Below are 26,460 nucleotides of genomic sequence, written 5' to 3'. Positions count from 1 at the left end.
GCTATCGCCCCGCGAATCGGTAGCCGACGCCCCGGACCGTCTCGATCAGGTCGCCCCGGCCGATCTTGCGCCGGATTGATCCGACGTGCACCTCGAGGGAGCGGCTGAACGCGTGCCAGTCGGTCTGCCAGACCTCGCGGATGATGCGCTCACGCGGGACCACGACCCCCGGATACCGCGCGAGGACCGCGACGATGTCGAACTCCGTGCGCGTCAGCTCGATCGGGGCGCCGCCGACGAGCAGCTGGCGACCCGAGAGGTCGATCCGCACGTCGGCGACGTCGATCACCTGCTCCGGCGTCGGCTCTGCGACGAGCGCCCGGGAGCGACGGGTGACGGCCTCGATGCGCGCGACGAGCTCGAGCACGTTGTACGGCTTGACGAGGAAGTCGTCCGCGCCGGCGCGCAGCCCTCGGATGCGCTCCTGGACGTGACTGCGCGCGGTCGCGATGATGATCGGCACGCCCGAGCGCTCGCGGATCCGCCGGCAGAGCTCGATGCCGTCCATGTCGGGCAGTCCGAGATCCAGCAGGACGACCTCCGTGTCTGAGCTCAGCGCGTCGAGGGCCTGCGCGGCGTCGGAAGCGCTCGTCGTGCCGTAGCCGGCCTTGCGCAGGAACGTGCGCAGGGCATCCATCAGTCGGTCGTCGTCCTCGACGATCAGCACCGTCATCAGCTGATCACTCGTGCGCCGAGCCCCCACGTTCAGCGCCGGTGCGCTGCGCGAAGGCGCTCTCGTAGAGGCACACCGCGGCCGCCGTCGCGAGATTGAGCGACTCGGCCGAGCCGTAGATCGGCACGATGACGGCGCGATCGGCCTGCTCGAGCTGCTCAGGGGTGAGGCCGCGCGCTTCGTTGCCGAACAGCCAGGCCGTCGGTCCGTCCAGCTCGCCCGCGGCGCGCACGCCCAGCAGGTCGTCGCCCGAGATATCGGCGGCGAGGACTCGGATGCCGGCGCTGCGCAGCCGGTCGAGCGCCGACTCGAGCGAGACGCCCATGACGACGGGGATGTGGAAGATGGATCCGGTGGAGGCCCGCACCGCCTTGGGGTTGAAGGGGTCGACGCTCGAGCCGGTCAGGATGACGGCATCGGCGCCCGCGGCATCGGCCACGCGGATGATCGTCCCGGCGTTGCCCGGGTCACGGACCTCCTCCAGCACGGCGACAAGGCGCGGCCCACGGGCGACGACCTCATCGAGCGCGGTCGGGAGGAGCGCGCACACGGCGACCATCCCCTGCGGCGTCACCGTATCGGCGATCACGGCGAGCACGGCGTCGCTCACCTGCTCCACGCGGATGCCCTCACCGCGGGCGGCGTCGAGCAGGGATCGGTGGCGATCGTCGGCCGCCGGAGTCACGAAGATCTCGCGCACGAGCTCGGGACGCGTGCGCACCGCCTCGTCCACGGCCTGCGGCCCCTCGACGAGGAACAGACCGGTCTCGGCGCGCTGGGAGCGCTTGGCGAGCTTCGCTGCGGCCCGCACGCGCGGCGAGCGCGGGTTGTCGATCATGGCGTAATGATACGGACGGCGAGGAGACGTTCCGAGGCCCCGCGCCGAGCGGCCCGCAGGCGGTCGCCGACGCGGAGACGACGAAGGCGCGCCCCCGATCGGGAGCGCGCCTTCGAGAGGGAGCTGCGTTACGCGGCGGTCCTCGGCGCCGAGGTGTCGGCCGGGAGGGCCTCCTTGGCGACCTTGACGAGCGCGGTGAACGCCGCGGGCTCGTTCACCGCGAGCTCGGCGAGCATGCGACGGTCGACCTCGACACCCGCGAGGCCGAGGCCCTGGATGAGACGGTTGTAGGTCATGCCGTTCGCACGGGCCGCGGCGTTGATGCGCTGGATCCAGAGGCGGCGGAACTCGCCCTTCTTGGCCCGGCGGTCGCGGTACGCGTAGACGAGGGAGTGAGTGACCTGCTCCTTGGCCTTGCGGTAGAGGCGCGACCGCTGACCGCGGTAGCCCTCGGCGCGCTCGAGGATGACGCGACGCTTCTTGTGGGCGTTGACGGCCCGCTTGACTCTTGCCATTTTCGGTGTCCTTCAGTCTTTCCGTGCCGGCTACTTCTTGCCGATGAGCTTCTTGATGACCTTGGCGTCGGCCGGAGCCAGCACCTGCTCCTGGTTGAGACGGCGAGTGACCTCGCTCGACTTCTTCTCCAGGTTGTGACGCATACCCGCGCCCTGCTTCATGACCTTGCCGGAGCCGGTCAGCTTGAAGCGCTTCTTCGCTCCCGAGTGGGTCTTCTGCTTAGGCATTCGTTTCTCTCTTTCGTGGGCTGGAACTACTCCGCCGCAGGGGCGGGCGTCGTGGGGGCCGCGGGCTTGCCCGACGGCCGGGGCGCGTTGGCGGGAGTCGGCTTGACCGCGGCGGGCTTCGCCGTGGTCGTCTTCGCCGTTCCCGTGCGCGTCGTGGGCTTCGCTGCCGGCTTGGTCGCGGGCTTCGCCGCCTTCGGGGGCTCCGCCGTCGCGGACTCGTCCTTCGCGGGCTCGGCCGCAGCGGACTCCTCCGCGGCCGGCTCGGCCTTCGCCGGCGCCGCCTTCACGGGGGCCGCCTTCGCGGGCGCGACCTTCGCGAGCTCCGCCTCGGCCTCATCCCGCTCGGGGGTCGGCTTCTCGGCGACGGGCGTCGTATCGGCCAGCTTCTCCGCGGCGGGAGCCGCCGCGGCATCCGGGCTCTTCGCCGAGGCCTCGGCGCTCTTGCGCTCGGCCTTCGACTGCGCGCGCGCGGCGTTCTGCTCGGCCTTCGCGTCTGCCTTGTTCTTGAGCGGGCCGATGATCATGACCATGTTGCGGCCATCGATCGTCGGCGTCGACTCGACGGTGCCCAAGTCGGCGACGTCCTCCGCGAAGCGCTGCAGCAGACGCACGCCCTGCTCGGGGCGCGACTGCTCGCGGCCGCGGAACAGGATCATGGCCTTCACCTTGTCGCCGGCCTGCAGGAAGCTCTCGGCGCGCTTGCGCTTGGTCTCGTAGTCGTGCTTGTCGATCTTCAGGCGGAAGCGCACCTCCTTGAGGATGGTGTTCGCCTGATTGCGTCGGGCCTCCTTGGCCTTCTGCGCCGCCTCGTACTTGAACTTGCCGTAGTCCATGATCTTCACCACGGGCGGCTTCGAGTTCGGGGCGACCTCGACGAGGTCGAGGTCGGCCTCCTGCGCCAGGCGCAGTGCCACCTCGATCTTGACGACGCCGACCTGCTCGCCTCCTGGCCCGACGAGTCGGACCTCGGGGACGCGGATGCGGTCGTTCGTTCTCGGTTCGCTGATGCGAGTCTCCTCTGTCGTGATGATGTCGAGAGAGAGCGACTCCGCACGGCGCAACGCCGTGCCCACCCGCGGCCCTCGCACGGCACTGCTGCCGACGAGCGGGGTGATCTGACCCGGTAACCTAGTGATGCGGTCAAGCGCGGGTGGGAGGAGTCCTCCACTTTCGTACCGGGGATCTGGCCCCGGAGCCCGCATAACGATAGCAGTAGTGCGCCGCTGCGAGAAGTCGCGGCCCCTCCACCACCCGGAAGGCCTCATGACCGAGTCCCTGAACGACGTGCCGGACACCGGCCTGGACGCCTCCCGCGACATCGCGGACGTGCCCGCCGTCGAGATCATCAACACCGTCGCCGTGCACCTGCTGAGCGCCGCCGCCGTCAAGTGCGGGCTCTCCGAGCAGGACGAGATCGACCTCGCCGAGGCGCGCAAACTCATCACGGCCCTCGCAGGCCTCATCACCGCCTCGGCCCCCGAGCTCGGCGACCACCACGCGCGCGTGCTGCGCGACGGGCTCCGGTCGGTGCAGCTCGCCTTCCGCGAGGCCTCGGCCTTCCCCGACGCGCCGGGCCAGGGCCCGGGCGAGAAGTGGACAGGCCCGGTCTCGTAAGGCCCTAGTCGCCGTCGGCGGGCAGGATGACGGGCTGAACGGAGAGCGCGTCGACGCGCTCCGCGACGATCGGGTCGGATGCCCAGCGCGCGCTCATCGCGCCGGTGACCTCCCGCAGGCGGTCGGCCCCGACCCACGGCGCGACGGCGAGGCGCACGACGATCTCCGGCCCGCTCCCGCGCAGCTCCGGGTCGCCGCCCACGGGCGCGACCGCCACGATCTCCTGATGCTCCTCCGCGGGGCGGGCGATGGCATCGACCACTTCCGGGTCGTCGATCGCGGGCACCCATTCGGCGCCCCGCGCGATCGCCCACACGGCGGGCCTGGGCAGCACGAGCTCGTCGCCTCGCGCATCGATCACCACGCGGTCGGTCTGCTCGCTCGCGGCGGCGAGGGCGACCCGCTGCGCGGTCGCGGGCACCGGACGGGCATCCGGCCGCCAGTTCGTCATGGCCGCGACCGAGGAGAAGACGGGGAGGATCGGCCGGCCATCGGGCCCGGCGACCGTGATGATGGACAGCTCCTGCGTCTTGTCGACGCGCACGCCGCGCTCATTCACGCCCTCCTCCCCCGCGACGGCCACGAGCGGGATGAGGAAGCGGCAGCCCGCGATCACGGCGACGAGGCCACTCGCGCTCAGCTCACCGGTGCGGAATGCGCGCATCCCCTCGACGTAGGCCTCGGGGGCCGACCCGTCGTCACCGGCGGCCGGGTTTGGCGTGAAGCTGCGGCCCGCCCAGGGCTGGCCTGCGGAGTCGGTCGACGGCATGCGGCCGGGAGCCTGCGTCAGTTGCCGGCGACGTCGAGGGCTTCGGGAAGCGTGAACGCGCCCGCGTAGAGCGCCTTGCCGACGATCGCGCCCTCGAGTCCGAGCGGGACGAGCTCGCGCAGGGCGGCGATGTCGTCGAGGCTCGAGACGCCGCCCGAGGCGATGACGGGGCGGTGGGTGCGCTCCATGACGTCGCGCAGCAGCTCGAGATTGGGGCCGTTGAGCGTTCCGTCCTTGGTGACGTCGGTGACGACGTACCGGGCGCAGCCCGCCTCCTCCAGTCGCTCGAGGACGTGCCAGAGGTCGCCGCCCTCCTCCGTCCAGCCGCGCGCCGCGAGCGTCGTGCCCCGCACGTCCAGGCCGACGGCGATCGCCTCGCCGTACTCCGCGATGACGTGGGCGGCCCACTCGGGGTTCTCGAGCGCGGCGGTGCCGAGGTTGATGCGCTTGGCGCCCGTGGCGAGGGCGGCCTCGAGGCTCTTGTCGTCGCGGATGCCGCCGGACAGCTCGATGTTGACGTGGCGGGGGACGGCCTTGACGACCTTCTGGATCATCTTCCGGTTGTTGCCGCGCCCGAAGGCGGCATCCAGGTCGACGAGGTGGATCCACTCGGCGCCGTCGTTCGCCCATTCGAGGGCGGCGTCGACGGGGTCGCCGTAGCTCGTCTCGGTTCCGGCCTCGCCCTGCGTGAGACGCACGGCCTTGCCGCCCGCGACGTCCACCGCGGGGAGCAGGGTGAGGGCGGGGATTCGAGAGAACTCGCTCATGACAGTCTTCCTGTGGGTACGTGTGCGGTCGTGGAGGGCATCAGGGTCGGCCCGGGCACAAGCACAGAATCGTACTCTCCTTCGCACGGACTCCCGTGCTCAGAGAGTGCTCAGCCAGTTCCCGAGGAGCCGAAGACCGGCTTCCCCCGACTTCTCGGGGTGGAACTGGGTCGCGCTCAGCGGACCGTTCTCGACGGCCGCCACGAAGCGCCCGCCATGATCGGCCCAGGTCACTGCGGGTGCCGGGATCTTCGGGTTCGTGATCTCAAGGGTCCAGTCACGAGCCGCGTAGGAGTGCACGAAGTAGAAGCGCTCGTCATGCAGGCTCGCGAACAGGCGCGAGCCAGCGGGAGCGTCCACGGTGTTCCAGCCCATGTGGGGTAGGACAGACGCCTCGAGCTCGGAGACCGTGCCCGGCCACTGGCCGAGCCCGTCGCTCACGACGCCGCGCTCGTCTCCGCGCTCGAAGAGCACCTGCATGCCGACGCAGATGCCGAGCACGGGCCGTCCGCCGGCCAGACGCCGATCGATCATCTCGTCGCAGCCCACCGCGCGCAGCGCCGTCATGACGGCGCCGAACGCCCCGACCCCGGGGACGAGGAGCCCATCGGCCTCCCGGATGCGCGCGCGGTCGGAGGAGATCTGCACTCGCGCGCCCGCAGCCTCGAGCGCCTTGGCGGCCGAGTGGATGTTTCCGGAGCCGTAGTCGAGGACGACGACGCTGGGGCGCTCGCTCACGATCAGAGCGCACCCTTGGTCGACGGCACGCCCTGCACGCGGGCATCCGGCGCGACGGCCTGACGGAACGCGCGCGCGAACGCCTTGAACTCGGCCTCGGCGATGTGGTGGGGGTCACGGCCCGCGAGCACAGTGAGGTGGACGGTGAGCCCGGCGTGCATCGTGATGGCCTCGAACACGTGACGCACCATCGAACCGGTGAAGTGGCCGCCGATGAGGTGCAGCTCGAATCCGGCGGGCTCGCCCGAGTGCACGAGGTAGGGGCGGCCGGAGACGTCGACGACGGCCTGCGCGAGCGCCTCGTCGAGGGGCACGAGGGCGTCGCCGAAGCGCGCGATGCCGGTCTTGTCGCCGAGCGCCGCGCGGATCGCCTGCCCGAGCACGATGCCCGTGTCCTCCACGGTGTGGTGCACATCGATCGCGGTGTCTCCGTGCGCCTCGACGGTCAGGTCGACGAGCGCGTGCTTGGCGAACGCCGTGAGCATGTGGTCGAAGAACGGCACCGTCGTCGAGATCGAGGACTGGCCGGTGCCGTCGAGATCGATCGAGAGGCGGATGCTCGATTCGCTCGTCTCACGGCGGAGCTCGGCAGTGCGGGGAGAGGTCACCGGTTGATCCTACCGAGCACCTCGAGGAACTCCGTCGTCTCGGCCTCGGTGCCCGCCGTGACGCGGAGGTGGTTCGCGATGCCGAGGTCGCGAATCAGGATGTCGTGTTCGAGGAGCCGCTCGAACGTCGCGTGGGGATCGGTCACGCCGCCGAAGAGCACGAAGTTGGCCCAGCTCTCGTGCGGCGCGTACCCGAGCCGGGCGAGTTCGACCACGAGACGATCGCGCTGGTCGCGGATCGCGCCGACCGTCGCGAGCATCGCCGCGGCGTGCTCGAGAGCGGCGACCGCAGCCGCCTGCGTGAGGGCCGAGAGGTGGTACGGCAGGCGCACGAGCCTCAGCGCGTCGGTGAGGGCGGGTTCGGCCGCAAGATAGCCGAGTCGGCCGCCCGCGAAGGCGAAGGCCTTGCTCATCGTGCGCGAGACCACGAGCCGCGGGCGACCCTCGAGCAGGCTGAGGGCGGACGCCTTCCCCTCCGGCATGAACTCGGCGTAGGCCTCGTCGACCATGACGATGCCGCGGCTCGCCTCGTAGACGGCCGCGATCGTGTCGAGGCCGAGCGGCGTACCCGTGGGGTTGTTCGGGGCGCACAGGAACACGAGATCGGGATCGGTGCGCTCGACGGCGGCCGCGGCCGTCTCCGGGCTCAGGCGGTAGTCGTCGTCGCGCGCGCCCTCGACCCACTGGGTGCCCGTGCCCGTCGCGATGATCGCGTGCATCGAGTAGGTCGGCGGAAAGCCCAGGACGCGGCGTCCTGGCCCGCCGAAGGCCTGGAGGATGTGCTGGATGACCTCGTTCGAGCCATTGGCCGCCCAGATCTGCTCGGGGGCGAGTCCGCCGCCGAGGTACCCGGCGAGGTGCTCGCGCAGGAGCGTGAACTCCCGGTCGGGGTAGCGGTTGATGCTGCGCATCTCACGCTCGATCGCGGCCGTCACGTGAGCGATCACCTCCGGCGGAACCGGGTGGGTGTTCTCGTTGACGTTGAGAGCGATGCGGACGGGCTTCTGCGGGGCGCCGTACGGCGTCAGACCTCGCAGGTCGTCGCGGATGGGGAGGTCGGCGAGGGACGTCACTCCCGCAATGCTAGGCGGTCGCGCTGTGCGGATGCGCTGTGCGGACGCGCTGTGCGGACGCGCGGTGCGGACGCGCGGTGCCGCAGCGGTGCGTCGACGGCGACGATCAGTCGGCGTACGCCGCCGGAAGAACGAGCAGCTGCCCCGGCTCGACCGCGCCGCCTGGCAGGTCGTTGACAGCGATGATGTCGGCCACGACGTCGGCCGGGTTCGCGTCGGGAGCGACCACGGCGGCGATCTGCCAGAGCGACTGCCCCGCCTCGACGGTGATGCTGGCCGGAACCGCGTTCGCCGCGCTGGAGGAGGTGGCCGTCGCCGCCGCCCCGCCGAGGGCCGTGGCGAAGATGCCGACGACGAGCGGGGCGGCGGCGAGGCCGGTGAGGACCATGCGGCCGCGGCGCGTGATGCGGAGGCGCGTGCGGGGAGCTGCGATCTCGGCGGGTGCGGTGGCAGTCATGGTGTCCTCCTGGGCCCTCGTGATGAGGATGTCGACAGGCCCCCGACGGCGGGGACCGCCGGGGATGCAGCGCCCTCGGCCGGGAGGTGCGCTGCGAACCTGTGTTCCGAACATACATTCGATCGAACAGAAATTCAAGACTCCGCCACTTTCTTCCGTCTGCTGGCGCGACACGTTCGAACAGGTGTTTGAATGCGGCGCTTCCGGCGGATAGAGTTTCGAAGATTCACCTGTCACTTCACCAGTGACCACCGACATTCCTCCTCGACCGCTTCGGAACGGAGCCCCTCATGGCCGACGACATCGCCGACGGGGCCTCCGCGCCCTCCACTCGTCGACGGACGACCCTGAGCGAGAAGCAGCGCGCGATCCTCGCGTTCATCCAGGCCTCCGTGGCGCAACGTGGCTACCCGCCGTCGATGCGCGAGATCGGCGACGCCGTGGGGCTGTCGTCGATGTCGAGCGTCTCGCACCAGCTGGGGCAGCTCGAGCTCAGCGGCTACCTGCGCCGGGATCCGAACCGGCCGCGCGCTCTCGAGGTCCTCATCGATCTCGAGAGTCCGGCATCCCCGTCAGCGGACGCCCCCTCGGGGCCCGCAGTAGGCGACGCCGCGATGGTGCCGCTCGTCGGTCGCATCGCCGCGGGAATCCCGATCACGGCGGACCAGCAGGTCGAGGAGGTCTTCCCCCTCCCCCGCCAGCTCGTCGGCAAGGGCGAGCTGTTCATGCTCAAGGTCGTGGGCGAGTCGATGATCGACGCCGCCATCTGCGACGGCGACTGGGTCGTGGTGCGGCAGCAGAGCACCGCGGAGAACGGCGAGATCGTCGCGGCGATGCTCGACGACGAGGCGACGGTGAAGGTCTTCAAGCAACGCGACGGGCACACGTGGCTTCTGCCGCGGAACTCCGCCTTCGAGCCGATCCTCGGCGACTACGCGACGATCCTCGGCAAGGTCGTGGCGGTCCTGCGCTCCGTCTGAGCCCGAGTCAGGCCCCGACGACGATGTACGGCTCGAACGGACCCGTGAACTGCGGGTCGATGAGGGCGTGCACGCGTGTGCCTCGTTCGTCGTACTCGGTCGAGATCACTCGACCGCGCTCGTGCAGCAGCGCGACGAGCTCGCCGCGCTCGAACGGGATCAGCAGCGTCAGCTCGACCTCGGGGTTGGGCAGGAGCTCGGAGATGCGCGCACGCAGCTCGTCGATCCCCTCCCCCGTCTTCGCCGAGACGAAGACGGCCGTGGGCTCTAGCCCGCGCAGCACGAGTCGCGCGTCGTCGTCGAGGAGGTCGGCCTTGTTGAAGACGATGATCTCGGGCAGGTGGCGCGCCTCGACTTCGCCGATCACGTTGCGCACCGTGGCGATCTGGGCCGCGGGGTCGGGGTGCGCGCCGTCGACGACGTGCACGATGACGTCCGACTCGGCGATCTCCTCGAGCGTCGAGCGGAACGCCTCGACGAGCTGGTGGGGCAGGTTGCGCACGAAGCCCACCGTGTCGGCGAGGGTGAAGGGCCGGCCATCGGGCGTCGACGACTTGCGGACCGTCGCGTCGAGGGTCGCGAAGAGGGCGTTCTCGACGAGGACGCCCGCGCGCGTGATGCGGTTCAGCAGGCTCGACTTCCCGGCATTGGTGTAGCCGGCGATGGCGACGCTCGGCACCGTGTAGCGATCGCGGTTGGCGCGCTTGGCGGCGCGAGCGGGGGCGAACCCCTTGATCTGCTTGCGCAGCTTGGCCATGCGGGTGTGGATGCGGCGCCGGTCGAGCTCCATCTTGGTCTCACCCGGGCCGCGGCTGCCCATTCCGGCACCCGCCGAGCCGACCTGGCCACCGGCCTGGCGCGACATCGACTCGCCCCAGCCGCGCAGGCGCGGCAGGAGGTACTCGAGCTGCGCGAGCTCGACCTGCGCCTTGCCCTCGCGGCTCTTGGCGTGCTGGCTGAAGATGTCGAGGATGACCGCCGTGCGGTCGATGACCTTGACCTTCACGACGTCCTCGAGCGCTCGACGCTGGCTCGGCGCGAGCTCGGTGTCGGCGATCACGGTGTCGGCGCCGAGCTCGGCGACGATGAGCGCGAGCTCGGCCGCCTTTCCCTTGCCGAGGTACGTGCTGGGGTCGGGGTGCGGGCGACGCTGCAGAAGCCCGTCGAGGACGACTGCTCCCGCCGTCTCAGCGAGGGCGGCGAGCTCGCGCAGCGAGTTCTCGGCGTCCGTGAGCGAGCCGCCGGAGTACACCCCGATGAGCACGACGTTCTCGAGGCGCAGCTGGCGGTACTCGACCTCGGTGACGTCCTCGAGCTCGGTGGAGAGGCCGCGGACGCGGCGCAGCGCGGCGCGGTCCTCGCGGTCGAACTGGTCGCCGTCGCGGTCGCTGACGTACGAGTCGTCGTCCTGCAGCGCCGTCGCCCGGCCGCCGTGGAGCGAGACGGAGCGCGCGCGGGAGTCGGCGTGCGCGAGGACGCGCGCGACGGCATCCCCCACGGCGTCGTCGCCGGTGGGGAGCTCGCGAACCTCGTCAGCTCCGGGTGCGGTGCTCTGATCGGTCATCCGCTTCACCATACTCTCTGCTGTTCGGTAGATTCTGCCCATGGCCTCCGACCACTACTTCAGCGCGGAGCCGAGTAGTCAGATGGTCGTCAAGACGATTCCGGTGACGCTCGCCGGTCGCGCACTGGAGCTTCAGACGGCCGGCGGCGTCTTCAGCCCCGGCGGTCTCGACATCGGGACGGGCGTGCTGCTCGGGTCGGTGCCGCCACCGCCTCCTGGAGGGAATCTGCTGGATCTGGGTTGCGGCTGGGGTCCGATCGCCCTGTCGCTCGCCCTGGAGTCGCCGCGCGCGACCGTGTGGGCGGTGGACGTCAACGAGCGTGCGCTCGACCTCACGCGACGCAATGCCGAGCTTCTCGGGCTCGCGAATGTCACCGCCGTGCGCCCGGAGGATGTTCCCGCCGGCATCGCGTTCCGCACGATCTGGTCGAATCCGCCCATCCGAGTGGGGAAGAACGAGCTGCACGGCATGCTCAGCACGTGGCTGCCGCGCATCGCGGAGGCGTCCGACGGGTGGCTCGTCGTCGCGCGCAATCTCGGCTCAGACTCGCTGCAGCGGTGGATCGAGGCTGAGCACGGCGAGCTCCTGCGCGTTCAGCGGGCGGCGACGAGCAAGGGCTTCCGCGTCCTGCGCGTCCGCCGTCGAGGCGCCTCGACGGGCGCCATCCCCGTGATCGGCTCGACGGCCGCAAGCGACTGACCGGGTCTCAGACCCGCAGCTCTCCCTCGAAGACGAGCTCGGCCGGTCCGCTCAGCGCGACGTGCTCGCCGTCCTCGGCCGCGAACATCCGCACCCCCAGGACACCGCCTGGCACCTCGACGCGCCACTCGTCCGGTGCGCTCGGGCCCGCCCAGTGGCGCACCGCCAGCGCGGCGGCGACGGCGCCAGTGCCGCACGAGAGCGTCTCGCCGCTCCCCCGCTCGTGCACGCGCATCCGGATGCGCCCGATTCCGTCGACGACGAGCGGGTCCCGCGGGACGACGAACTCGACGTTCGCGCCGGCGGGCGGCGCTGGCTCGAGCTCGGGCGCCCGACTCAGGTCGATCCCGTCGAGCTCGTCGTCGCTCGCCACCGCGACGACGACGTGCGGGTTGCCGACATTGATGCCGAGGCCGGGGCGAGCGACCGGGAGCTCACGAGCGCGCACGAGCGGCTCGCCGCCGTCCAGGCGCCAGCGCCCGAGGTCGGCCGCGAAGCCGTCCGCGAGACGCTGCACGTCGCGGACCCCGGCGCGCGTGCCGATCGGGATCGACTGGCAGGGCGCGAGCTCGGCGAGCCCGGTCTCGAGCAGGTACTTCACGAAGACGCGGATGCCGTTGCCGCACATCTCGCTCACGCTTCCGTCGCTGTTGACGTAGTCCATGAACCACTCGGCGTCCGGGTCCTCCACGAGGGCAGCGTCCCCGTCGGGCAGGTGGGCCGAGCGCACCGCGCGGATCACGCCGTCCGCTCCGACGCCGAAGCGCCGGTCGGCGATCGCGGCGAGCTGCTCGACGCTCAGGCCGTGCTCGCCCTCGGGGTCGGCGTAGAGCACGAAGTCGTTGCCCGTTCCGTGCCCCTTCGTGAATCGGATGCTCGCGGCCATGCCCCGAGTCTACGGCGCGGTCAGGGGGCGTCCCCGGCCTCGCCCGCCGTCTCGAGCGCCGCCATGACGCGATCCTCCGCCCGCTGCGCGAGGCCCGGGTCGAGCGCATCGAGCCATTCGATCGACCCGTCCCGGCGGAACCAGCTCACCTGTCGCCGCGCGTACCGCCGCGTGAGGGCCGCGGTCTCGGCGATCGCCGCAACCTCCTCGCAGTCGCCCCGGAGTTGCGCGAGGGCCTGCGCGTAGCCGATCGCGCGGCTCGCGGTCGCCCCCTGCTCGAGCCCTCGGTCGCGGAGCGCGCGCACCTCGTCGAGGAGGCCCAGTCGCCACATGCGCTCGACGCGCGCGTCTAGCCGAGGGGTGAGCAGCTCGCGCTCGAGCGAGAGCCCGAGCTGCACGTACGGCCGCCACGGGGTGTCACGGGCGGCGAGCCCGACGCCGAACGGCTCGCCCGTGAGCTCGATGACCTCCAGGGCGCGGATGATGCGGCGCGCGTTGTGCGGGCCGATCGCCTCGGCCGCGCCCGAATCCTGCCGGGCGAGCTCGATGTGCAGCTCGGTGGTGCCCCGCTCGGCGTGCACGGCCTCCCACTTGGCGCGGATGCCGGGGTCGGTGCCGGGGAACCGGAAGTCGGTGAGCACTGCGGCCACGTAGAGCATCGAGCCGCCGACGAGCAGGGGCACGGCGCCGCGCGCGAGGATCTCCTCGATCGCCCCGCGGGCATCCTGCTGGTAGCGGGCGACAGACGCCTCGTCGGTCACCTCGAGGACGTCGAGGAGGTGGTGCGGGATGCCGCGGCGCTCGACGGGGAGGAGCTTCGCGGTGCCGATGTCCATGCCGCGATAGAGCTGCATCGCGTCGCCGTTCACGATCTCGGCGCGGAGCCCGTGCGTCGCGAGGCGCTCGGCGAGGGCGAGGCCGAGTTCGCTCTTGCCGGTGCCGGTCGCGCCGACGACCACGAGGATCACAGCAGGGAGCCGCGCTCTCCGTCGCCGGCGTCGTAGATCAGGCTCGTCGCCACGCGGAGCGCGGGCAGGCCGAGTGCGACGCGAGAGCCGGCCGCGGCGGGGACGCCGCAGCTCTCCGCCTGCTGGCGGTCCCACGCGTCGCCCGCTCTGGTGCGGCGAACACGGAGCGGCGCGGTCTCATCGGCGATGAGGTGGAACGGCGCGGCGTGCGTCACCGTGGCGGTGACGATGTCGCCCGGGCGCGGACGCTCGCTGCCGCCCGGCACGGAGACGTGGACGAGGCGGCTGTCCTCCGCGCGACCGGAGAGCCGATCGGTGCTGGCGTCCTTCCGGCCTTCCGCGGCGGAGATGAGCACGTGCACCTCGCGCCCGACCTGGCGTTCATTCTCCTGGAGGCTGATGCGCTCCTGGAGCGCGACGAGCCGCTCGTACCGCTCCTGCACGACCGCTTTCGGCACCTGGTCGGGCATGGTCGCGGCGGGCGTTCCCTCGCGGATCGAGTACTGGAAGGTGAAGGCGCTCGCGAAGCGGGCCTGCTCGACGACGCTGAGTGTGTCGGCGAAGTCGTCCTCGGTCTCGCCGGGGAAGCCGACGATGATGTCGGTGCTGATCGCGGCGTTCGGGATGCGCGCGCGAACGCGGTCGAGGATGCCGAGGAATTTCTCGCTCCGGTAGGAGCGCCGCATGGCCTTGAGGATGAGGTCGGAGCCGGACTGCAGCGGCATGTGGAGCTGAGGCATCACAGCGGGTGTCTCTGCCATGGCGTCGATGACGTCGTCGGTGAAGGCGGCAGGATGCGGGCTCGTGAATCGGATGCGCTCGAGGCCGTCGATCTGCCCCGCCGCACGGAGGAGCTTGCCGAACGCCAGTCGGTCGCCGAACTCGACGCCGTAGGAGTTGACGTTCTGCCCGAGGAGGGTGACCTCGATGGCACCTTCGTCGATGAGCGCCTGGATCTCGGCGAGGATGTCGCCAGGGCGGCGGTCCTTCTCCTTGCCGCGCAGGCTCGGGACGATGCAAAAGGTGCACGTGTTGTTGCAGCCGACGGAGATGCTCACCCAGCCGCTGTGGCTCGACTCGCGGCGCGTGGGGAGAGTCGAGGGGAAGACCTCGAGCGACTCGAGGATCTCGAGCTGCGCCTCGCCGTTGTGGCGGGCCCGCTCGAGCAGGGCGGGCAGCGAGCCCATGTTGTGGGTTCCGAAGACGACGTCGACGTACGGCGCCTTCTGGAGGATGACGGCCTTGTCCTTCTGCGCGAGGCAGCCGCCGACGGCGATCTGCAGGTCGCCGCCGCGCTGGCGCTTGACGCTCGCGAGGTGGCCGAGGTTGCCGTAGAGCTTGTTGTCGGCGTTCTCGCGCACGGCGCACGTGTTGATCACGACGACGTCGGCCGGTCCGCCGGTCTCGGCGCGGCGGTATCCCGCAGCCTCGAGCGAGCCGCTGAGCCGCTCGGAGTCGTGGACGTTCATCTGACAGCCGTAGGTGCGCACCTCGTAGGTGCGGACGCGACCGTCGTCGGCCGTGATGGCTGTGCCGAGCTCGTCGGCGGAGCCGAGTTCAGGGCGCGGAAAGGTCGTGCTCATGGTGTCTCGAGTGTACGGCGAGGGGTCACGCGAACTCGACGCGCCGAGGGCCGTCGCTCGCACCTGCCGACGCAGAAGCGGACCCCCGCGACCCGAAGCCGCCGCTGCTGCCCCGGGAGCCGAAGCCGCTCGAACGCGGAGCGCGCTCGAGCCCGGCGTCATCGAGCGCCGCGCGCACGGAATCGCGCGCGGCGGAGCCGCCGTGACCCTTGCGCGCGAGGTAGGCGAGCAGGCGGCGCTCGGCCGTCTCGCGATCGAGCGCGCCGATGCGACGCATGCGCTCGTCGACGAGTGCTGCGATGAGCGACCCCTCGTCGTCGGGCTCCTGCAGCGCGAGGATCGCCTCGATCGCCCGGGGATCGAGGCGCCGGCGCATGAGCTCGGCACGCAGCGCGGAGGGCCCGAGCTTCTTCCGTTCGACGAGGCGGTCGACGAGCGTCGTCGCGAGCGCGTCGTCATCGATGAGGCCGACGCCCTCGAGCCGTGCGACCTCGGCCTGCACCACGATCGGATCGATCTCGCGCCGGCTCAGAAGATCGACGACCTCGGCCCGCGACATGCCGCGTCGGCCGAGAGCGTGCAGGCTGACGTTCTCGGCTCGCTTCTCGTCGGCCTCCCGGACGCCGGGCAGGAAGGCGACGTTGTCGGTCGTCTCCTGCCCGGAGCCGGAAGGGATCGAGGGCACGATCAGGCGCCCGCTGCCTTGCGCTGCGCGATCTTCTGCTGGATCGACTCGACGGGGGCGGCCTCGACCGCTCCAGGAGCGGCACCGATGCCGAGCTTGGCGAGGATCTTCTTCTCGATCTCCTCCGCCACGGTCGGGTTCTCGAGGAGGTATCGACGCGCGTTCTCCTTGCCCTGGCCGAGCTGGTCGCCGTCGTAGGTGTACCAGGCGCCCGACTTGCGGACGATCTCGTGCTCGACGCCGAAGTCGATCAGGCTGCCCTCACGGGAGATGCCGATGCCGTAGAGGATGTCGAACTCGGCCTGCTTGAAGGGCGGAGCCATCTTGTTCTTGACGACCTTGACGCGCGTGCGGTTTCCGACAGCCTCCGTGCCGTCCTTGAGCGTCTCGATGCGGCGGATGTCGAGACGCACGGACGCGTAGAACTTCAGCGCCTTGCCGCCGGCGGTGGTCTCGGGGCTGCCGAAGAAGACACCGATCTTCTCGCGGAGCTGGTTGATGAAGATCATCGAGGTCTGGGTCTGGTTGAGCCCGCCCGTGAGCTTGCGGAGCGCCTGCGACATGAGTCGGGCCTGGAGACCGACGTGGGAGTCGCCCATCTCGCCCTCGATCTCGGCGCGCGGAACGAGCGCCGCGACCGAGTCGATGACGACGAGATCGATCGAGCCGGAGCGCACGAGCATGTCGGCGATCTCGAGAGCCTGCTCGCCCGTGTCGGGCTGAGAGACGAGGAGCTGGTCGATGTCGACGCCGAGCTTCTTCGCGTAGTCGGGGTCGAGGGCGTGCTCGGCGTCGATGAAGGCCGCGATGCCGCCGGCGCGCTGCACGTTCGCGATCGCGTGGAGGGTGAGCGTCGTCTTTCCCGAGGACTCGGGGCCGTAGATCTCGATGATGCGGCCCTTGGGGAGGCCTCCGATGCCGAGGGCGACGTCGAGGGCGATCGACCCGGTCGGGATGACCGCGACGGGTGCGCGCTCGTCCGAGCCGAGGCGCATGACGCTGCCCTTGCCGAACTGTCGGTCGATCTGGGCGAGAGCGGTCTCGAGGGCCTTCTCGCGGTCTGCGGGTGAGGGCATTGCGGTCTCCTTCGCGTAGTGAGCTGCTGCCTGTCGGCTGCCGCGCGACAACGAGCCGATGGAGCCGGGCTGGTCGTTCTGCGACAAGGCGGTGACGACGATCGCCGACGAGGAGGACGGTACGCACCACCCCCGACATCGGGGGCTTCCGCGCGGGATCCGTGCACCACTCGTGTTCGAGAGCCGCTGTGGAGGAGTCTACGCGCGATCCGAACGGATGTTCGAACGACGCGGCGACCGGCGTGTCACTCGGGGGGCCCTGCGGCGGGATTCAGCGGCGCGGCTCGGGGCGGCCCGCGCCGTACCAGCGCTCGCGGGGGACATCCATCGCCGCGCACAGCGCGAACCAGATGTCGCGAGGGGCCACGCCAGCCGTGAGAGCCTGCTCCGCCGTGCGCTCGCCCAGCGGAGTGAGCACGAGATCGCGGACGAGGGTGCGACCGTACGCCTCGCCGAACTCGTCGACGACGGCGCGGGAGAACTCGCTGCGGGTCACTCGACCACCATAGTCATGGCACAAGAGGCATCGCCCACACGGAACAGCCCCGCCGGCGGGCCGGCGGGGCTGAGAGACCGATCGAGCCGACTAGCGGATGGCCAGATCGGCGTCGAACTCCGCGACGAGTTCGTCGGGGAGGGTGTCGGGGACGGTCGTGAGGCCTTCGATGACCGCGAGGCGATCGCCCACCTCGCGCATGATGACCGAGATCGGGGTGTCGAGGGCGTCGGCGACCGAAGCGAGGATCTCGCTGCTGGCCTCCTTCTGCCCGCGCTCGACCTCGCTGAGGTAGCCGAGAGCGACGCTCGCGCGACTGGCGACCTGGCGGAGAGTGCGGCCCTTCTGCAGGCGGACATCGCGGAGGACCTCACCGATTTCCTGTCGGACGAGAACCATGGGTGCCTCCTTCTTCTGCCTGAACTCGCGGTCGGTGCGGGCACCGGGTGGATCACTGTAACCCACCGCCGAGTACCTCGACTCTAACCGGCCACGCCTGGATGACGCGTGTCAGTCTGCTGTCTGTAACACGACCGTCACCACTGGTATTCCCGCACGAGGGGAAAGTTGAGCCGCATCGACTCATCCCTCGCGATGGGCATCCAAGCGGGTCAGCAGCAGCGTGAGCACCTCACGCGTCGCCGCGTCGCGAATCGCCTGCCGGCCGCCCTCCAGTCGCAGCTCGCGCACCTCCGTGCCTGCGGCATCCGCGACCGCGACGAACACCAGACCGACCGGGGCATCGCCCTGAGCGTCGGGGCCGGCGACGCCGGTCGTGGCGATACCGAAGTCGGCCGAAACGCCGTCGATGGCCGCCGCGCGTCGCGCGCCCTCGGCCATCGCCGCGGCCACGGCAGGATCGACCGGGCCGCGCGAGTCGAGCAGACGCGCGTCGACGCCGAGCAGGGACGACTTGAGCGGCGTCGCATAGGCGACGACGCCGCCACGGACGACTGCGGAGGCTCCCGGTGTGTCCACGAGGGCCGCCACGACCCGACCGCCCGTGAGCGACTCGGCGACCGCGATGGTGCGCTGCGCGGCGATGAGCCGGCGCACCGCTTCGGCAGCGGCATCCGCCTCGTCCGATCGCGGCGTCGGGGTCACTCGACCCGACGGTTCTGCACGCGGGCCTGGCGCAGATAGTCGAGGCCCGTCACCACGGTCAGCACGACAGCGGCGGTCATCAGCGCGCCGTTCAGCCAGTGCACCCACTCGCCGAGGAGGTTCCAGAGCGGCAGGAGCGCGAAGGAGATCGCGACCGACTGGACGACCGTCTTGAGCTTGCCGCCGCGCGAGGCCGGGATCACCCGGTCGCGCAGCATGAGGAAGCGGAAGAGCGTGATGCCCCACTCGCGCACGAGGATCACGACGACGACCCACCAGGGAAGCTCCGCGAGGACCGCGAGCATGACGAGCGCGGCGCCCGTGAGCACCTTGTCGGCGATCGGATCGAGCAGCACGCCGAGGTCCGTCACGAGGTTGCGGCTTCGCGCCAGGTGGCCGTCGAGGCTGTCGGTCGCGATCGCGACGATGAAGAGCAGGGCCGCGGCGACGCGGAAGGGGCCGTCCGTGCCGTCGTCGAGCAGGAGGAGGACGACGAAGAGCGGGGCGAGCAGGATGCGGACGACCGTGATGATGTTGGCCACGTTGCCGGTGGAGGCCGGGGTCTCCCCCGCGCTGACGACGCGACCGCGCATCGCGAACGAGCGGGCGGACGGCGCCGCTGCGTCGTCGGAACGATCGTTCGCCTCGTCGCCTGCGGCGTCGGAGAGCATTGTGTCCTCTCGTCGAGACCGACCGCGGCTCAGTCGCGACCGGTGAGCCCCCAGGCGTCCTCGTCGGCATCGCCCTCGACCTCAGGATACCCCCGGGTCATCTCGTCGACCGGATCGCTCCCGAGGGCGGCGGATGCGCCTGTACCCGGCCCGCTCCCGCCGCCGGCGGCCGATAGGCCGCTCGGTGCGTCGTTGCCCCGCAGCCGCGCGAGCACCTCGGGCAGCTGCTCGGGGGTGACGAGAACGTCGCGCGCCTTGGACCCTTCGGACGGGCCGACGATGTCGCGGGACTCGAGGAGATCCATGAGCCGCCCGGCCTTCGCGAAGCCGACGCGGAGCTTGCGCTGCAACATGGAGGTCGAGCCGAACTGCGTGCCCACGATGAGCTCGGTCGCGGCGAGAAGCAGCTCGAGGTCGTCGCCGATGTCGGCGTCGATCTGCTTCTTCTCGGCCTCCACCGCGACGTCGTCGCGGTACTCGGGGCGCGCCTGCTTCTTGACGTGCTCGACGACCGCCGCGATCTCCGGCTCGGTGACCCAGGCCCCCTGGACGCGCACGGCCTTGCTCGCGCCCATCGGCAGGAAGAGCCCGTCGCCCTGGCCGATGAGCTTGTCGGCGCCCGGCTGATCGAGGATCACGCGGCTGTCGGTCATGCTCGAGACGGCGAACGCGAGCCGACTCGGGACGTTCGCCTTGATGAGGCCCGTCACGACGTCGACGCTCGGCCGCTGCGTCGCGAGGACGAGGTGGATGCCGCTCGCGCGGGCGAGCTGGGTGATGCGGACGATCGAGTCCTCCACGTCGCGCGGGGCGACCATCATGAGGTCGGCGAGCTCGTCGACGACGACGAGCAGGTAGGGGTACGGCTGCAGCCGGCGCTTGCTCCCCTCCGGAAGGACGATCTCGTCGGCGAGCACGGCCCGATTGAAGTCGTCGATGTGGCGGAACCCGAACGACGCGAGGTCGTCGTACCGCAAGTCCATCTCCTTCACGACCCACTGCAGCGCCTCGGCGGCCTTCTTCGGGCTCGTGATGATGGGCGTGATGAGGTGCGGGACGCCCTGGTAGGCGGCGAGTTCGACCCGCTTGGGGTCGATCAGCACCATGCGCACCTCGGCGGGCTTCGCGCGCATCAGCAGGCTCGTGATCATCGAGTTGATGAAGCTCGACTTGCCCGAGCCGGTCGAGCCGGCGACGAGCAGGTGGGGCATCTTCGCGAGGTTCGCGACGACGTACCCGCCCTCGACGTCCTTGCCGACGCCGATCGTCATCGGGTGAAGGGCCTTGCCTGCGGCGCTCGAGCGCAGCACGTCGCCGAGGGAGACGACCTCGCGGTCGACGTTCGGGATCTCCACGCCGATCGCGCTCCTGCCCGGAATGGGCGAGAGGATGTTGACCTCGTTGCTTGCGACCGCGTACGAGATGTTCTTCGTGAGCGCCGTGAAGCGCTCGACCTTGACGCCGGGGCCGAGCTCGATCTCGTAGCGCGTGACCGAGGGGCCGCGGCTGAAGCCCGTGACGCGAGCGTCGACCTGGAACTGCGTGAGCACCTCGGTGATGGCCGCGACGACCGCGTCGTTGGCGGCGCTGCGCGCCTTCGGCGGCGTGCCGGGGGCGAGAACGGATGCTGCGGGCAGCCGGTACGGCGGGCTCGTCCTCGCGATGGGCGGAGGCGCGAACTCGCCTGCTGCGCCCTTCTCGCTCGCCGTCGTCGGAAACCCGGGGAGGGCCGCGGGCTCCGCGTCCTCGCGGACGCCGGAGGGGTGCGCGGGCTGCTCGCCCGTGACGCGCTGGATGGCCTGCTCGGCCTGGTCGAGGACGGCCGCGAGATCGCCCGAGGCCTTGGCCACGGCATCCGCCCCGATCACATCGGTCGGCTGGTCGCGCTCGACGGGCGTGTCGAAGGCGGGGACCTCGGCGCGCGGGCGGCCCTTGCGCCACCAGGGCATCGAGGAGGTGTCCTCCATGTCGAGGCCGAGGTCGCTGAAGCTGCCGAACTCGGGGGCGATCGCGTCGTCGTCCGACGCGGACTTCCTCTCGCGGGAGCGCTCGGGCAGCTCGGCGCCGAACAGGTAGGCGTACAGCTCGCCGAGGCGCTCACGGATGCGGTTCGGCGGCGTCTTGGTCATGATCAGCACCGACAAGAACGCGATCACCACGAGCGCGGGGATCGCGACCCAGATCGTCGCGAGCAGGAGCGCGCCGCCGAGCAGCCAGCCGATCACGCCGCCGGCCTGCGCCAGGACGAGAGCGCCCTCGGTCGGCTGCGGAGCACCGAGCGCGATGTGGCAGAGGCCGCTCACGCTCGCGATCAGGAGACCGAGCCCGATGCCGATGCGCGTGTTGTCGTGAACGCTCGCCGGGTGCCGGAAGAGCCACGCCGCGAAGAGGACCATGATCACCGGCAGCGCGAAGGCGACACGGCCGACGAGCCCGCCGAACGTGTGCGCGTCGAGAGCGAGGGCCACGGGGTCGGTCGGCGTGAACCACTCGACGACGGCCCCGATTACGGCGAGGACGACGATGAGGAAGGGCACGCCGTCGCGGCGCTCCTCCTTCGCGAGGGTCTCCTTGCCGAGCACGCGGAACGCGCCGCCGGTCAGGTGCGCGAGGCCCATCCAGGCCGTCGAGAGGATGCCCGGCTGCTCGCTCGGCGGGGCGGGCAGCCTCTTCGTGGCCCGCGTGCGCGCGCTCGGCTTGTTCGCTGCCGCAGAGCCGCGCGGCGTCGAGGTGCGCGGGCGCGACGATGTGCGACTGGACGAAGCCATGGGGTCACGGTACCCGCGACCTCCGACGAGGCCGGGCTCGACACGCTCGCGCGGGCGCGAGGCGGCTCGCGCGCTCGTCTCGGGCGTGCGGGTCAGGCTCCGCAGACCCCGACGAGATTGCCGCTCGCGGCGACGGAGAAGACGCCGAGCTCGAAGCTCACGGCGTGGATGTAGACCACCGTGCCGGTGCGACCCTCCCAGTAGTCGCCGGACATGTCGGCCGGGTTCTTCGCGACCTCGATCTGCAGAGTGCCGATCGGCCCGGAGACGACGTGGATGTCGGTCAGATACTCGGGGACGACCGTCGCTCCCGGGTGGGCGGCGGCGACGCTCGAGCCGGGGTCGCCGATGCGGACTCCCCCGTCGGTCGGGATGTCGGCCGAGTACAGGTCCACGCGAGTCACGGCGCCGCTGTCGCGATCGACGCCGACGCCGAACGCGGTCCCCGGCCCGTAGGCGGGAGACGTGGAGTCGTGTGCGGCGTCCGTCCGCCACAGGTCGGCGCCGGGGTCGCCCGGCGCGATACCGAGCTCGGCGCTGACGCAGGCTCCGGGCTCGAACGCGATCATGCGCGTGGCGGGATCCTCATCCGGGGCCTCTCCCAGGACCAGCGGATCGAGGCCGTCCGCGCTCAGGACGAGCTCGGCGAGCGCCGGCCGCGTCGGATCGGGGCTCGGCGTCGGCGAGGAGGACGGCTCGGCGGTGGGCGACGCGGTGGGCGACGCGCTCGGCGACGCCTCCGGCTCGACGGTCGGCCCGCAGGCGACGAGCGCGGCGAGCGCAGCGGCGACGACGATCGCGCGGGCGGCAGCCAGAACGACGGGGCGCATCATGCGGCGACCGTACCCCCGGGAGCCCTGCTCCGACAGGGGGCTTCGGTCCCGAATCGGTCTCGACCGAGCCGGGGATCGCGGCGGCGAGCTACGCGACGATGACGACCGGCACGATCATCGGCCGGCGACGGTGCTGCGTGTTGACCCAGCGGCCGACGACGCGGCGCACGACCTGGCTGAATACGTGACTGTCGCGCGTGCCGTTCTCGGCCGCCTCCGTGAGCGCCTTCTCGATCTGCGGGATCACGGTGTCGAAGACGCTGTCGTCGGGCGCGAACCCTCGCGCGTGCAGCTCGGGGCCGACGACGACACGGCCGGTCTGAGCATCCACCGCCACGAAGATGGAGATGAAGCCCTCCTCGGCGAGGATGCGGCGGTCCTTCAGATCGGCGTCGGTGATCTGGCCGACCGTCGAGCCGTCGACGTACACCTCGCCGAGATCGAGCTGGCCGACGATGCGGGCGACGCCGTCGCGCAGGTCGACGACCGTGCCGTTCTCGGCAAGGATCGTGCGGTCCTCCGCGACGCCGGTCTCGATCGCAAGTTGCTGGTTCGCGTACAGGTGCCGCGCCTCGCCGTGAACGGGCATGACGTTCTTCGGGCGCACGATGTTGTAGCAGTAGAGCAGCTCGCCCGCGGCGGCGTGGCCCGAAACGTGCACCTTCGCGTTGCCCTTGTGCACGACCGTCGCGCCGAGCGCGATGAGACCGTTGATGACGCGATAGACGGCGTTCTCGTTGCCGGGGATGAGGCTCGAGGCGAGGATCACCGTGTCGCCCTTGCCGACCTCGACCTGGTGGTCGAGGTTCGCCATGCGCGCGAGCACGGCCATCGGCTCGCCCTGCGAGCCCGTCGACATGTAGACGATCTGGTCGTCCGGCAGGTTGGCGGCCTTCTTGTAGTCGATGAGGATGCCCTCCGGCACCTTCAGATAGCCCAGCTCGGCCGCGATGCCCATGTTGCGCACCATGCTCCGGCCCATGAGAGCCACTTTGCGGCCGTTGGCGGCAGCGGCGTCGAGCACCTGCTGGACGCGGTGCACGTGGCTGGAGAAGCTCGCGACGATGACGCGGCGCGGAGCCTTGGCGATGACCGATTCGAGCACCGCGCCGATGTCGCGCTCGCGCGGGGTGAAGCCGGGGACATCCGCGTTCGTCGAGTCGGTCATGAACAGGTCGATGCCGGCCTCGCCGAGGCGCGCGAACGCCCGCAGGTCGGTGATGCGGCCGTCGAGCGGCAGCTGGTCCATCTTGAAGTCGCCGGTGTGGAGAACGGTGCCGCCTGCGGTGCGGATGGCCACCGCGAGCGCGTCGGGGATGGAGTGGTTGACGGCGACGAACTCGAGGTCGAACGGGCCGAGTTTCTCGTGCTGACCCTCCGCGACCGTGAGCGTGTACGGCTGGATCCGGTGCTCTTTGAGCTTCGCCTCGATGAGGGCGAGCGTGAGGGTCGAGCCGATGAGGGGGATGTCGTTGCGGAGCCGGAGCAGGTAGGGCACGGCGCCGATGTGGTCCTCGTGACCGTGCGTCAGCACGACGCCGAGGATGTCGTCGAGGCGCTCACGGATCGGCGAGAAGTCGGGAAGGATCAGGTCGACGCCCGGCTGGTGCTCCTCGGGGAACAGCACGCCGCAGTCGACGATGAGCAGCTTGCCGTCGATCTCGAACACGGCCATGTTGCGGCCGATCTCGCCGAGACCGCCGAGCGGGAGGATCCGGAGCGTTCCGCTCTCGAGGGCAGGGGCGTCTTCGATGGCATGGGGCACGGGTGGACCTCGTATCTGTTGGCGAGGCCCGTGCGGGCCTCTTCGCGGCGGGGCCTCGCGCCCCGGGGTGACGCTGTTATCGGGTGGTGCCCGCCACCTTGGGCAGAGCACCGCCGGCCGCCGCATTGCGGTCGGGCCGGAAGCTTCGGAGGTCGACGCCGTCGATGTCGCGCACGAGCGCCATCTCGTCCTCGATGATCGCGGCCTCGTGGTCCTCAGGGCCGACGAGGGGCAGGCGCACCCGCGGGGATCCGATGCGGCCGAGCCCGTGCAGCACGTACTTCGTGGCGACCGTGCCGGGCACGTGGGTCATGAGCGCGCGGACGAGCGGCTCGAGGCGCTGGTGCTCGGCCGTCGCGGTCGCCAGGTCGTTGGCGTTCACGGCGTCGACGATCGTGCGGTAGCTGGCAGGAGCGACGTTGGCCGTCACCCCGATGAGACCGGTGCCGCCGATGGCGAGCGTGGGCAGGACGTTCGCGTCATCGCCGGCGAAGTACATCAGCTCGGTCTGGTTCATGACCCGGCTGACCTCGCTCAGGTCGCCCTTGGCGTCTTTCACGGCGAGGATGTTCGGGTGCTTCGCGGCGCGCAGGATGGTCTCGTACCGGATCTCGATGCCCGCGCGGCCGGGGATGTCGTAGAGGATCACCGGCAGGTCGGTCGCGTCGGCGATCATCCGGAAGTGCGTGAGCACCCCTGCCTGGGTCGGCTTGTTGTAGTACGGCGTGACGATCATGACGCCGTCGGCGCCGGCCTTCTCGCTCGCCTTGTACAGCTCGATCGCGTGCGCGGTCTCGTTCGAACCGCCGCCGGTGATGATCGTCGCGCGGCCGGAGCTGACCGCCTTGCCGACAGTGACGAGCTTGAGCTTCTCGGCGTCGGTGAGGGTGCTCGTCTCGCCCGTGGTTCCCGTCACGACGATGCCGTCGGCCCCGTGGGTGATGAGGTGCTCGATGTGCTTCTCCACCCCGGCCCAGTCGACCTCTCCGTCGGCGGTCATCGGGGTCACCAGGGCGACCAGGACCTGGCCGAAGGGGTTCTGCTCGCTCACGCCTCCCAGGGTATCGGCAAGCGCACACCGCTGCCGCTCCGGCGGCCGACCGATCACCGCGCTGCTCGCCGGCGCAGCTCTGTTCGCTCATTCGGAGTCGGCGATGTGGAACGCGGCGTGTCGACCCACCCGCGCGGCAGGTCTCGGCGGCGATCCGAACGACGAGGTCGAGAGGTGCATCCCCCGTCCGATCGCGGCCAGGATGACTCCGACGACCGATTCGATCTCGCACGTGACCTGCGAACTCGAGAATCGGAGCACCGCCCCGCCGAGCAGCACGACACCGGCATCTCGTCGTCGATCACTCTCATAACCGTCGTCGCTCGCATGATGCGCGCGACCGTCGACCTCGACGACGAGGCAGTCGCCGACGAGTAGATCGACCACTCCGACTCCCGGCAGTCGCACCTGGCTGCGAGCCTTCACTCCTGCATCGCTCAGCGCCAGGCGCACGATCGTCTCCAGGCCGCTGCCCGCCGTGGCCCGACACCATGCGACCGTCTCACGCACCGGTCGGGACGCGCCTCTCGCGACGAGAGCCAGTTCGGCGGAGGACACCAGCCCCCGGGCGAGGCAGGACTCGACCGCGCACGCGATCGCCTCCGCATCGGGCGCGCACCGCAGGTAGTGGCCGAGCGCATGCACCGGATCGTCGAGCCCGAACCGCGGGGCGTCGGCTCGATGGTGGAACCTCTCGGGCGTTGCGCACTCTTCTCTGCGAAGAGCGTGTCCCTGGTCGAGAAGAAGGATGCACGGCTCTGGGCGATCTCGGAGCCAGACGCCGTGCTCGACGAGCGCCGCCCCGCACGTGAGCGCACCCCCATGCAGCGCGGCATGCTGCTGTCGGGCCGGGACCTCGGGGACGCAGTACAGACCGCGGCGCGGGCGCACCAGGATGCCGGCTCGAACCGCGGAGGCGAGGGCGCGCGGGGCGACGCCCGGGACGAGGAGGTCGCGACGACGGGCGAATCCGCCGTGCGAACGGACGAGGTTTGCGACGAGCATCCGCGCACTGTCGCTCACGACCGCGAGTCGGGCTTCTGGACGGCC

29 protein-coding genes are annotated in these 26,460 nt (G+C 70.8%); 3 read left to right on the top strand and 26 right to left on the bottom strand.

Annotation, left to right across the window (positions count from 1 at the left end):
* Window position 1: 1 nt before the first annotated feature.
* The 5 genes from FHX53_RS06180 to infC form a co-directional block, all read right to left on the bottom strand.
* Window positions 2–673, bottom strand: a complete 672-nt coding sequence (locus tag FHX53_RS06180) for a response regulator transcription factor (RefSeq protein ID WP_182490463.1) — start codon at window positions 671–673, stop codon at window positions 2–4.
* 7 nt (window positions 674–680) lie between these two features.
* Complete coding sequence (locus FHX53_RS06175; protein WP_182490462.1) at window positions 681–1,511, bottom strand: TrmH family RNA methyltransferase; 831 nt, start codon at window positions 1,509–1,511, stop codon at window positions 681–683.
* A 128-nt stretch (window positions 1,512–1,639) separates the two neighbouring features.
* Window positions 1,640–2,026, bottom strand: coding sequence for a 50S ribosomal protein L20 (gene rplT, locus FHX53_RS06170; protein WP_182490461.1), 387 nt, complete (start codon window positions 2,024–2,026; stop codon window positions 1,640–1,642).
* A 30-nt stretch (window positions 2,027–2,056) separates the two neighbouring features.
* Window positions 2,057–2,254: a 50S ribosomal protein L35 gene (gene rpmI, locus FHX53_RS06165; protein WP_182490460.1), complete on the bottom strand. Its 198-nt coding sequence runs from the start codon at window positions 2,252–2,254 to the stop codon at window positions 2,057–2,059.
* Between the two features lie 26 nt (window positions 2,255–2,280).
* Window positions 2,281–3,327 carry a translation initiation factor IF-3 gene (gene infC, locus FHX53_RS06160; RefSeq protein WP_343050869.1) on the bottom strand — a complete coding sequence of 349 codons (1,047 nt, stop codon included), beginning with the start codon at window positions 3,325–3,327 and terminating at the stop codon, window positions 2,281–2,283.
* A 190-nt stretch (window positions 3,328–3,517) separates the two neighbouring features.
* Between infC and FHX53_RS06155 the strand changes: the two genes are divergently transcribed.
* Window positions 3,518–3,868 carry a DUF1844 domain-containing protein gene (locus FHX53_RS06155; RefSeq protein ID WP_182490459.1) on the top strand — a complete coding sequence of 117 codons (351 nt, stop codon included), beginning with the start codon at window positions 3,518–3,520 and terminating at the stop codon, window positions 3,866–3,868.
* Window positions 3,869–3,872: 4 nt separating this feature from the next.
* Here FHX53_RS06155 and FHX53_RS06150 read toward each other — a convergent pair whose 3' ends face one another.
* The 6 genes from FHX53_RS06150 to FHX53_RS06125 form a co-directional block, all read right to left on the bottom strand.
* Window positions 3,873–4,637: an SseB family protein gene (locus FHX53_RS06150; protein ID WP_182490458.1), complete on the bottom strand. Its 765-nt coding sequence runs from the start codon at window positions 4,635–4,637 to the stop codon at window positions 3,873–3,875.
* Between the two features lie 17 nt (window positions 4,638–4,654).
* A complete protein-coding gene (gene priA / locus FHX53_RS06145) occupies window positions 4,655–5,404 on the bottom strand; it encodes a bifunctional 1-(5-phosphoribosyl)-5-((5-phosphoribosylamino)methylideneamino)imidazole-4-carboxamide isomerase/phosphoribosylanthranilate isomerase PriA (RefSeq protein ID WP_182490457.1) in 750 nt (249 codons plus the stop codon).
* A gap of 99 nt (window positions 5,405–5,503) precedes the next feature.
* Window positions 5,504–6,142 carry an imidazole glycerol phosphate synthase subunit HisH gene (hisH, locus tag FHX53_RS06140; RefSeq protein WP_182490456.1) on the bottom strand — a complete coding sequence of 213 codons (639 nt, stop codon included), beginning with the start codon at window positions 6,140–6,142 and terminating at the stop codon, window positions 5,504–5,506.
* A gap of 2 nt (window positions 6,143–6,144) precedes the next feature.
* A complete protein-coding gene (gene hisB, locus FHX53_RS06135; RefSeq protein ID WP_182490455.1) occupies window positions 6,145–6,750 on the bottom strand; it encodes an imidazoleglycerol-phosphate dehydratase HisB in 606 nt (201 codons plus the stop codon).
* Window positions 6,747–7,823, bottom strand: coding sequence for a histidinol-phosphate transaminase (locus FHX53_RS06130; protein ID WP_182490454.1), 1,077 nt, complete (start codon window positions 7,821–7,823; stop codon window positions 6,747–6,749). Before FHX53_RS06130 ends, hisB begins: the two co-directional genes overlap by 4 nt.
* A 106-nt stretch (window positions 7,824–7,929) precedes the next feature.
* Entirely contained in the window at window positions 7,930–8,280 is a 351-nt protein-coding gene (locus FHX53_RS06125) for a LysM peptidoglycan-binding domain-containing protein (RefSeq protein ID WP_182490453.1), read from the bottom strand.
* Window positions 8,281–8,570: 290 nt separating this feature from the next.
* Here FHX53_RS06125 and lexA point away from each other — a divergent pair, with 290 nt between their 5' ends.
* On the top strand, window positions 8,571–9,260 hold the full coding sequence (gene lexA / locus FHX53_RS06120) for a transcriptional repressor LexA (protein ID WP_182490452.1): 690 nt from the start codon (window positions 8,571–8,573) through the stop codon (window positions 9,258–9,260).
* Window positions 9,261–9,267: 7 nt separating this feature from the next.
* Here lexA and hflX read toward each other — a convergent pair whose 3' ends face one another.
* On the bottom strand, window positions 9,268–10,824 hold the full coding sequence (gene hflX / locus FHX53_RS06115) for a GTPase HflX (RefSeq protein WP_182490451.1): 1,557 nt from the start codon (window positions 10,822–10,824) through the stop codon (window positions 9,268–9,270).
* A gap of 40 nt (window positions 10,825–10,864) precedes the next feature.
* Here hflX and FHX53_RS06110 point away from each other — a divergent pair, with 40 nt between their 5' ends.
* Window positions 10,865–11,524, top strand: coding sequence for a class I SAM-dependent methyltransferase (locus FHX53_RS06110; protein ID WP_182490450.1), 660 nt, complete (start codon window positions 10,865–10,867; stop codon window positions 11,522–11,524).
* Window positions 11,525–11,531: 7 nt separating this feature from the next.
* On the opposite strand, the gene dapF is transcribed toward FHX53_RS06110, so the two are convergent.
* The 14 genes from dapF to FHX53_RS06040 form a co-directional block, all read right to left on the bottom strand.
* Window positions 11,532–12,410, bottom strand: coding sequence for a diaminopimelate epimerase (gene dapF, locus FHX53_RS06105; RefSeq protein WP_182490449.1), 879 nt, complete (start codon window positions 12,408–12,410; stop codon window positions 11,532–11,534).
* Window positions 12,411–12,430: 20 nt separating this feature from the next.
* Entirely contained in the window at window positions 12,431–13,378 is a 948-nt protein-coding gene (gene miaA, locus FHX53_RS06100) for a tRNA (adenosine(37)-N6)-dimethylallyltransferase MiaA (protein WP_182490448.1), read from the bottom strand.
* Entirely contained in the window at window positions 13,375–14,961 is a 1,587-nt protein-coding gene (miaB, locus tag FHX53_RS06095) for a tRNA (N6-isopentenyl adenosine(37)-C2)-methylthiotransferase MiaB (protein WP_182490447.1), read from the bottom strand. The genes miaA and miaB overlap by 4 nt, the downstream gene beginning before the upstream one ends.
* A gap of 25 nt (window positions 14,962–14,986) precedes the next feature.
* Window positions 14,987–15,646: a RecX family transcriptional regulator gene (locus tag FHX53_RS06090; protein WP_182490446.1), complete on the bottom strand. Its 660-nt coding sequence runs from the start codon at window positions 15,644–15,646 to the stop codon at window positions 14,987–14,989.
* 2 nt (window positions 15,647–15,648) lie between these two features.
* A complete protein-coding gene (gene recA, locus FHX53_RS06085; protein WP_182490445.1) occupies window positions 15,649–16,722 on the bottom strand; it encodes a recombinase RecA in 1,074 nt (357 codons plus the stop codon).
* Between the two features lie 271 nt (window positions 16,723–16,993).
* Window positions 16,994–17,218, bottom strand: a complete 225-nt coding sequence (locus FHX53_RS06080) for a DUF3046 domain-containing protein (RefSeq protein WP_182490444.1) — start codon at window positions 17,216–17,218, stop codon at window positions 16,994–16,996.
* A 90-nt stretch (window positions 17,219–17,308) separates the two neighbouring features.
* Window positions 17,309–17,617, bottom strand: coding sequence for a helix-turn-helix domain-containing protein (locus FHX53_RS06075; protein ID WP_182490443.1), 309 nt, complete (start codon window positions 17,615–17,617; stop codon window positions 17,309–17,311).
* Between the two features lie 183 nt (window positions 17,618–17,800).
* Window positions 17,801–18,322 (bottom strand): nicotinamide-nucleotide amidohydrolase family protein, encoded by a 522-nt coding sequence (locus FHX53_RS06070; protein WP_182490442.1) that lies wholly within the window; start codon window positions 18,320–18,322, stop codon window positions 17,801–17,803.
* Window positions 18,319–18,915, bottom strand: a complete 597-nt coding sequence (gene pgsA, locus FHX53_RS06065; protein WP_182490606.1) for a CDP-diacylglycerol--glycerol-3-phosphate 3-phosphatidyltransferase — start codon at window positions 18,913–18,915, stop codon at window positions 18,319–18,321. The genes FHX53_RS06070 and pgsA overlap by 4 nt, the downstream gene beginning before the upstream one ends.
* Before the next feature lie 107 nt (window positions 18,916–19,022).
* Entirely contained in the window at window positions 19,023–21,761 is a 2,739-nt protein-coding gene (locus FHX53_RS06060; RefSeq protein WP_182490441.1) for an FtsK/SpoIIIE family DNA translocase, read from the bottom strand.
* A 92-nt stretch (window positions 21,762–21,853) separates the two neighbouring features.
* Entirely contained in the window at window positions 21,854–22,594 is a 741-nt protein-coding gene (locus FHX53_RS06055; RefSeq protein ID WP_182490440.1) for a hypothetical protein, read from the bottom strand.
* A gap of 88 nt (window positions 22,595–22,682) precedes the next feature.
* Window positions 22,683–24,359 (bottom strand): ribonuclease J, encoded by a 1,677-nt coding sequence (locus FHX53_RS06050; protein ID WP_343050866.1) that lies wholly within the window; start codon window positions 24,357–24,359, stop codon window positions 22,683–22,685.
* A gap of 76 nt (window positions 24,360–24,435) precedes the next feature.
* On the bottom strand, window positions 24,436–25,410 hold the full coding sequence (gene dapA / locus FHX53_RS06045; protein ID WP_182490438.1) for a 4-hydroxy-tetrahydrodipicolinate synthase: 975 nt from the start codon (window positions 25,408–25,410) through the stop codon (window positions 24,436–24,438).
* Window positions 25,411–25,497: 87 nt separating this feature from the next.
* A complete protein-coding gene (locus FHX53_RS06040) occupies window positions 25,498–26,433 on the bottom strand; it encodes a type IV toxin-antitoxin system AbiEi family antitoxin domain-containing protein (protein ID WP_182490437.1) in 936 nt (311 codons plus the stop codon).
* Window positions 26,434–26,460 lie beyond the last annotated feature (27 nt).

The organism is Microcella alkalica, from assembly GCF_014137945.1.
Taxonomy (GTDB): domain Bacteria; phylum Actinomycetota; class Actinomycetes; order Actinomycetales; family Microbacteriaceae; genus Microcella; species Microcella alkalica.
The sequence above is the reverse complement of the archived record's forward strand: the minus strand, read 5'-3'. Positions and strand labels throughout refer to the sequence as shown.

Excerpts from the sequence above, each read along its gene's own strand:
- FHX53_RS06180 (WP_182490463.1), bottom strand. The coding sequence starts at position 673 with ATGACGGTGCTGATCGTCGAGGACGACGACCGACTGATGGATGCCCTG.
- FHX53_RS06175 (WP_182490462.1), bottom strand. The coding sequence starts at position 1,511 with ATGATCGACAACCCGCGCTCGCCGCGCGTGCGGGCCGCAGCGAAGCTC.
- rplT (WP_182490461.1), bottom strand. The coding sequence starts at position 2,026 with ATGGCAAGAGTCAAGCGGGCCGTCAACGCCCACAAGAAGCGTCGCGTC.
- rpmI (WP_182490460.1), bottom strand. The coding sequence starts at position 2,254 with ATGCCTAAGCAGAAGACCCACTCGGGAGCGAAGAAGCGCTTCAAGCTG.
- FHX53_RS06155 (WP_182490459.1), top strand. The coding sequence starts at position 3,518 with ATGACCGAGTCCCTGAACGACGTGCCGGACACCGGCCTGGACGCCTCC.
- FHX53_RS06150 (WP_182490458.1), bottom strand. The coding sequence starts at position 4,637 with ATGCCGTCGACCGACTCCGCAGGCCAGCCCTGGGCGGGCCGCAGCTTC.
- priA (WP_182490457.1), bottom strand. The coding sequence starts at position 5,404 with ATGAGCGAGTTCTCTCGAATCCCCGCCCTCACCCTGCTCCCCGCGGTG.
- FHX53_RS06125 (WP_182490453.1), bottom strand. The coding sequence starts at position 8,280 with ATGACTGCCACCGCACCCGCCGAGATCGCAGCTCCCCGCACGCGCCTC.
- lexA (WP_182490452.1), top strand. The coding sequence starts at position 8,571 with ATGGCCGACGACATCGCCGACGGGGCCTCCGCGCCCTCCACTCGTCGA.
- hflX (WP_182490451.1), bottom strand. The coding sequence starts at position 10,824 with ATGACCGATCAGAGCACCGCACCCGGAGCTGACGAGGTTCGCGAGCTC.
- FHX53_RS06110 (WP_182490450.1), top strand. The coding sequence starts at position 10,865 with ATGGCCTCCGACCACTACTTCAGCGCGGAGCCGAGTAGTCAGATGGTC.
- dapF (WP_182490449.1), bottom strand. The coding sequence starts at position 12,410 with ATGGCCGCGAGCATCCGATTCACGAAGGGGCACGGAACGGGCAACGAC.
- miaB (WP_182490447.1), bottom strand. The coding sequence starts at position 14,961 with ATGAGCACGACCTTTCCGCGCCCTGAACTCGGCTCCGCCGACGAGCTC.
- recA (WP_182490445.1), bottom strand. The coding sequence starts at position 16,722 with ATGCCCTCACCCGCAGACCGCGAGAAGGCCCTCGAGACCGCTCTCGCC.
- FHX53_RS06075 (WP_182490443.1), bottom strand. The coding sequence starts at position 17,617 with ATGGTTCTCGTCCGACAGGAAATCGGTGAGGTCCTCCGCGATGTCCGC.
- pgsA (WP_182490606.1), bottom strand. The coding sequence starts at position 18,915 with ATGCGCGGTCGCGTCGTCAGCGCGGGGGAGACCCCGGCCTCCACCGGC.
- FHX53_RS06060 (WP_182490441.1), bottom strand. The coding sequence starts at position 21,761 with ATGGCTTCGTCCAGTCGCACATCGTCGCGCCCGCGCACCTCGACGCCG.
- FHX53_RS06055 (WP_182490440.1), bottom strand. The coding sequence starts at position 22,594 with ATGATGCGCCCCGTCGTTCTGGCTGCCGCCCGCGCGATCGTCGTCGCC.